This is a genomic window from Enterobacter sp. CPE_E890 (assembly GCF_046521475.1).
GTDB classification, from domain to species: Bacteria; Pseudomonadota; Gammaproteobacteria; order Enterobacterales; family Enterobacteriaceae; genus Enterobacter; species Enterobacter adelaidei.
Map to the genome: position 1 here is coordinate 1 of NZ_JBKFZW010000007.1, position 5,154 is coordinate 5,154.

The 5,154-nt window shown below is 49.4% G+C and carries 5 protein-coding genes and 1 pseudogene; 4 read left to right on the forward strand and 2 right to left on the reverse strand.

The window, feature by feature from the left end:
- Positions 1–60: 60 nt before the first annotated feature.
- Positions 61–1,167: an AAA family ATPase gene (locus ACLHV9_RS27825; protein ID WP_407221256.1), complete on the reverse strand. Its 1,107-nt coding sequence runs from the start codon at positions 1,165–1,167 to the stop codon at positions 61–63.
- Between the two features lie 1,041 nt (positions 1,168–2,208).
- Here ACLHV9_RS27825 and ACLHV9_RS27830 point away from each other — a divergent pair.
- The 4 genes and pseudogenes from ACLHV9_RS27830 (at position 2,209) to ACLHV9_RS27845 (ending at position 3,923) form a co-directional block, all read left to right on the forward strand.
- On the forward strand, positions 2,209–2,532 hold the full coding sequence (locus ACLHV9_RS27830) for a MobC family plasmid mobilization relaxosome protein (RefSeq protein ID WP_407221261.1): 324 nt from the start codon (positions 2,209–2,211) through the stop codon (positions 2,530–2,532).
- Positions 2,522–2,839 (forward strand): annotated as a pseudogene (locus ACLHV9_RS27835) (nuclease); the annotation flags it as partial. The gene ACLHV9_RS27830 and the pseudogene ACLHV9_RS27835, both read left to right, overlap by 11 nt.
- 370 nt (positions 2,840–3,209) lie before the next feature.
- Positions 3,210–3,701, forward strand: a complete 492-nt coding sequence (locus ACLHV9_RS27840) for an MbeB family mobilization protein (RefSeq protein ID WP_407221259.1) — start codon at positions 3,210–3,212, stop codon at positions 3,699–3,701.
- A gap of 6 nt (positions 3,702–3,707) precedes the next feature.
- The gene (locus ACLHV9_RS27845; RefSeq protein ID WP_230431605.1) at positions 3,708–3,923 is read left to right on the forward strand and encodes an MbeD family mobilization/exclusion protein; all 216 of its coding nucleotides are present in this window, start codon (positions 3,708–3,710) and stop codon (positions 3,921–3,923) included.
- Between the two features lie 638 nt (positions 3,924–4,561).
- Here the strand turns inward: ACLHV9_RS27845 and ACLHV9_RS27850 are convergent.
- Positions 4,562–5,154, reverse strand: a 593-nt coding sequence (locus ACLHV9_RS27850; protein ID WP_410397587.1) for a DUF3226 domain-containing protein, incomplete at its 5' end; no start/stop codon positions are given.

The window sequence follows — 5,154 nt, forward strand, 5'->3', positions numbered from 1 at the left end:
CCTCTACAAATAAAACTTTGCTTTTTAAAAGGTTAACATTTTGGGATTGTATTTTTTCCATTATCGGATCTCCCATTTTTCTTCAGAAGATAATTTGACCTCTGAAAGTGTGAAAGAGTTAATTATAGATTTTTTCTTATTATCTGAGTATCCAATCCTAGTATATGAAACATCAGACTCGCTAATGGAACCACTAGAGAATAGATTGGCAGCACCATTGACGACATCTGAGCTGTGAGTGGTTATGAATATCTGATTGTTGTTTTTAAGTGATTGATCTACAAGTGTTTTTATTATTGATGGGATGAGTGAATAGTGTATCCCGTTTTCAATTTCGTCAATGAGTATTATTCCGTTTTTGGTACTGTACGATACAACTAGGATTGTAAGTAATTTGCCGACACCCTCGCCCATAGCAGAAAGACCAACAAGTTTGTTTCCGCCAATGTCGAAAATTATTTCAGTTTCTTGGTTAATAATCCCAATTTGAATGTCTTTTATTTTGCTATTTATCGACTTCATACTTTCTATAATGGAGTCTTTGTCTTTGTTTCTAATCAACCCACCCATTACGGAAACCATATTGGCATTGTTTATAGAATTGGAGGTTGTGATAAAGGTTGTTGTTGTAGGATCAGCCTCCTTCCCATGCTTGACTAAATTTGCAGTTATTTGATTTCCATTAATCTGTTGAGTTACCTCTATTTTTATCTGCTTGTTTTTCTCTTGTGTTGCATCATACTTTCTTATTTTTAATACTTCCCCGCCCTTAGAGGATCTTGGCGATATTTTATTTTTGTCTATATTGTCGCTAGATATTGTCCCTATGTTTAGGGTGTTGGAATTAATGCCTTCAACAGATATTTTTGTTTCTAGCTTTTGCCCGTTATTATTGGTTGTTTTTATTGTTATATCTTTGCTTTTGTCAAAATCTCTAAAGTAAGATGACCAAAGTTCATTATTAGTTAAATCTGGGATCCCACCTCTAAAAACGATAGGTTTTAATAAGCAGTCAGGAGATTCTATGTCGTTGCTTATGAAGATTGAATCAAGTATCGAGGTTTTTCCTTTCCCGTTCTTTCCCGCAATTATGTTTACTCTTTTTAAATTTGATAACTTCAGTGATTCTATTATCTTGAAATTTGATATCTCAATGTCTTTTATCATGAACAAATCCTTTTTGTATGCGATTGTTTTTGTTCTTCTTGCCACGATGGTTCAAGGGATGTATTTTGCTACCTCAGATACAAAAAAACCACCTGGGGAGGTGGTTTTTTCGAAGGGTCAGTAAGTTGGGGAACTTCTGAACCTAGGTAACAGTCTTGTGCGAGACATGTCACCAAATCTGTCCTTCCAGTGTAGCCTCAGTAAGGCTGCCACTTCAAGAACTCCTGATAAATCTCTCGCACATTACCGTTACCAGTGGCTGCTGCCAGTGGTGTTTTTCACGCCTGTCCGGGTTGGACTCAAGACGATAGTTACCGGACAAGGCGCAGCGGTCGGACTGAACGGGGGTTCGTGCATACAGTCCAGCTTGGAGCGAACTGCCTTCCCGGAGCCGAGTGTCAGGCGTGGAATGAGAAACCGCGGCCATAACAGCGGAATGACACCGGTAAACCGAAAGGCAGGAACAGGAGAGCGCACGAGGGAGCCGCCAGGGGGAAACGCCTGGTATCTTTATAGTCCTGTCGGGTTTCGCCACCACTGATTTGAGCGTCAGATTCTGTGATGCTTGTCAGGGGGCGGAGCCTATGGAAAACCGGCAACGCTTGGATCCTTTCTCCGTGTTTTTCTTCCTGCGCACATGTTCTTCTGCCGCTTATCCTCTGAATCTGTGGATAACATAGCTTCCACTCCCGGGCATGCTTGCCCCGCTCGCCGCAGCCGAACGACCGAGCGTAGCGAGTCAGTGAGCGAGGAAGCGGCATATCTCCTGCAGTACATTTTCTGCTGACGCGCCCGTCCCTTATTTTTCACCTGCTTTATGTAGCAGCTATGCCCGCGCCCTTGGCAAGGCGCATTTTTAGCCGATACACTAAGAAGCGAAGAGATCTGACCCGGCTGCGCCCCGAAACCCGCCAACAAGAAACCCGCCAGCAACCACTGACGCGCCTGCACGGCTTTGGTCCAACCCCGCGCCGCCCGGGAAGCTTTTCCCGCCCGTCCCGGCGTTAGCAGGAGGCCGGTTTGTCAGAGAAACGGAACAAGATGCTCACCATGTGGGTGACGGAGGACGAGCACCGCCGGCTGCTCGAACGCTGCGACGGAAAGCAGCTGGCGTCCTGGATGCGGCAGACGTGCCTCGGTGAGAAGCCGGCCCGCGCCGGCAAACTCCCCTCGATCTCGCCGGCGCTGCTGCGCCAGCTTGCCGGCATGGGCAATAACCTGAACCAGATAGCCCGCCGGGTTAACGCCGGCGGCGGTACCGGCCACGACCGGGTGCAGATTGTCGCCGCGCTGATGGCGATCGATGCCGGTCTCGAGCAGCTGCGCCACGCGGTTCTGGCGAAAGGGACCGACGATGATCGTTAAATTCCATCCGCGCGGCCGCGGCGGTGGCGCCGGACCGGTGGATTACCTGCTCGGTAAAGACCGGCAGCGCGAGGGCGCCACCGTCCTGCAGGGACGGCCGGAAGAGGTCCGGGAGCTCATCGACGCCTCGCCGTATGCGAAGAAATACACCTCCGGGGTACTGTCGTTTGCGGAGGCTGACCTGCCGCCCGGGCAGCGCGAAAAACTGATGGCCAGCTTCGAGCGGGTTCTGATGCCCGGACTTGATAAGGACCAGTACAGCGTTCTGTGGGTGGAGCACACCGACAAGAGGCGTCTGGAGCTGAATTTCCTGATCCCCAATACCGAGCTGCTGACGGGAAAACGCCTGCAGCCGTACTTTGACCGCGCCGACCGGCCGCGCATCGATGCCTGGCAGACGGTGGTCAACGGCCGGCTGGGGCTGCATGACCCGGACGCGCCGGAGAACCGGCGGGCGCTGGTCACGGCGGCCGCCCTGCCAGAAACAAAGCAGGAAGCCGCACAGGCCATCACCCAGGGGTTACTGGCCTTAGCCTCATCCGGGGTGCTGAAAACGCGCCAGGACGTCACTGAGGCGCTGGAAAGTGCAGGTTTTGAGGTGGTGCGCACCACCAGAAGCAGTATCAGCATTGCCGACCCGGACGGGGGGCGAAACATCCGACTGAAGGGAGCCATCTATGAGCAGTCTTTTAACGCTGGCGAAGGACTTGGAGCAGAAATCGAAAGCGCAGCAGCTGCATACCGGCGAGATGCTGAAAGCCGCATTCAGCGAGCACGAGCAGTCTGTCAGAGCGGAACTGAGCGCAAGCGCGAAGAGAATCAGCGACGCCATCCGCGCCCACGAAGAGGGTATGAGCTCGGCCATAGAGAAGAACCGGCGGAGCGTGCTGCTGACGGCCGGCCGGACATGGCTCACCATCCTGATGACCTCGGCGCTGCTGATCGCAACGAGCGGGGGCGTGCTGTGGTGGCAGGGCCAGCAGATAACCGACAATTACACGGCCATTCGCCAGCAGGAGGATACGCTGAAGAAACTCACCGTCCGGACGTGGGGGGTGCGCTATCAGGAGAGCAGCGACGGCCGGAAATTCCTTATCCTGCCGCCGGGGATGCAGTCCGAAGCTATCCCCTACGACGGGACGACCTGGATCCGCCTGAAACAGGAGTAGCGGAAAATGACAGAGCTGGAAAAGCAGTTGCTGAGCGCATTAGAGCAGCTACAGCAGGACTACTCGCAAAGGCTGGACGAATGGGAGAGCGCCTTCGCGGAATGGCGGAGGATGTCTGGGCTTATGCAACGGGAGAACGCGATGCTGAGCGAGCGCGTGACGAACTTGAGCGAGCAGGTGCTGAGTTTGAGCGAGCAGCTGCGCCGCTTGTCCGGGAGCTGAACACTGCAGAGCGCCGGCAGCGGGAGCATGAATATCAGAAAAGCCTGGAGCTGCAGCGCCAGCCGCAGAAAACCTACAAAGGACCGACGCTGGGCTGACGGATGTCGGCCAGTGACAACCCCCAGGAAGAAGGGCTGCGAAATTCCCCGCTAAATAAGTCGTGATGAAAAGATCACGGCCTGTACCAAGGGGGAAGTATGAAACTGCTTAAATTTATTGAAGCTGTACTTAACTGCCTGCATCTGGCGGCGGAACTGTGGGAGTGGCTGGAGAAGCATATACCTGTTTTTAAGGCTTTCGCGCTGATCGCAGGGTGAATTTCACTCCCATGCATCTGGCTGCATGACTATGCATGAGTGTAATATTCAGCGGCTGCGTTTCCGGTGTTTTTTCGTTATGTCTGTCGCCACTTTCTCGCGTCTGGCACCGGAAACGCAGCCAACCCCGTTTCAGCGGTGCGCCCAACAGATGTTATGGTAAATTGCATAAGATAGATAAGATAAAAGCCCTTAAGCCAAGTATTTCTTAAGTTTATGATTTTACTGCTTTTTAAGATTATCGCATTGTGGTTTTGGCGTTTTTTATTAACTGATTTTTTGGGGATTTGCGGAATGATTTTATTCCGCAAATGATAATTTTTACATTGATTTTATAAATCTAATCAAGTCTTCAAATGAAGTGTGCTTAAAGTCAACATAACTTCTCTGTGCAGACAAGCCCATTCTAGGGTCGGATTCCTTCATGCTTGAGAAGTAAATCTGTAATTTAGCCTTAGACTCTTTTCTAGGGTAGCTAAAAATTGATTGCTCATTTGCTGGTTTTGTTATGGTCTTTAATTTTTCTAAATACACACATACTTCTGAAAATATTTCATTTTCTTGTAGTGATGATAGAACGAGATCTTCAAGTTCTCCATTTTTTCCTGGGCCGGGCATTATGTAAAAACCTATGTTTATATCTTCAAATTCCTTTACTTCACCATTCTCTATGCTCTTTGCGCTAAATACTGACTTTAAAGTATATTTTATTTCATTTGCTACAGAGTCAAAGTTGTTGTCAGCATCTCTAATTATAGCGATAGAAGTTACGTTTTCATTGAAGCTTTCTGTTTTTGACATCATTGATATAAAATCACCCATTTGTGATTTTCCCTTGAAGTCAACTACTTGGTAATCTCCATCTAATTCTATCTTTTTTAGGAGCGCATTGAAAAAATTAACTTCATCCATTC

Excerpts from the sequence above, each read along its gene's own strand:
- ACLHV9_RS27825 (WP_407221256.1), bottom strand. The coding sequence starts at position 1,167 with ATGATAAAAGACATTGAGATATCAAATTTCAAGATAATAGAATCACTG.
- ACLHV9_RS27830 (WP_407221261.1), top strand. The coding sequence starts at position 2,209 with ATGCTCACCATGTGGGTGACGGAGGACGAGCACCGCCGGCTGCTCGAA.
- ACLHV9_RS27840 (WP_407221259.1), top strand. The coding sequence starts at position 3,210 with ATGAGCAGTCTTTTAACGCTGGCGAAGGACTTGGAGCAGAAATCGAAA.
- ACLHV9_RS27845 (WP_230431605.1), top strand. The coding sequence starts at position 3,708 with ATGACAGAGCTGGAAAAGCAGTTGCTGAGCGCATTAGAGCAGCTACAG.